Source organism: Salinisphaera sp. G21_0, assembly GCF_017744115.1.
In the GTDB taxonomy this organism is placed as follows: domain Bacteria; phylum Pseudomonadota; class Gammaproteobacteria; order Pseudomonadales; family Endozoicomonadaceae; genus Endozoicomonas.
The window spans coordinates 1-516 of sequence record NZ_JAGHQW010000297.1; the positions used below are offsets into that span (position 1 = coordinate 1).

A 516-nucleotide genomic window follows, 5' to 3' on the forward strand; every position below is an offset into this window, starting at 1 on the left:
CACTGGTGTTCGGGTTGTGTCGCCAGACGCATTGCCCGGTAGCTATGTTCGGACGGGATAACCGCTGAAAGCATCTAAGCGGGAAGCCCCCTTCAAGATGAGACTTCCCTTGCCCCCTGAGGGCACTAAAGAGCCGTTAAAGACTATGACGTTGATAGGTTGGGTGTGTAAGTGCTGTGAGGCATTGAGCTAACCAATACTAATGACTCGTGCGGCTTGACCATATAACGCCAAAGCGATTTGAAAGACAGTGGGCAGTCGGCAGTAACCAGTCGGCAGTCAATCGCCATACGCAGTAGAGTGTTTAGCAAGAACAGCTTAATTAACAACGGATTCCAGAGTGAGCAGAAATCAACTGGCGACTGCCAACTGCCCACTCAAACAAGTTAAGCCTGGCGACCATAGAAGGTTAGAACCACCTGATCCCATCCCGAACTCAGCAGTGAAATGACCGATCGCCGATGGTAGTGTGGGGTCTCCCCATGTGAGAGTAGGTCATCGCCAGGCACCCAACAG

General features: G+C 51.9%; 2 rRNA genes. Both read left to right on the forward strand.

Features of this window, described 5'->3' with window-relative positions:
* Positions 1–224 (forward strand): 23S ribosomal RNA (locus J7439_RS26155); the annotation flags it as partial.
* A gap of 167 nt (positions 225–391) precedes the next feature.
* Positions 392–507, forward strand: a 5S ribosomal RNA gene (gene rrf, locus J7439_RS26160).
* The last annotated feature ends 9 nt before the right edge of the window (positions 508–516 follow it).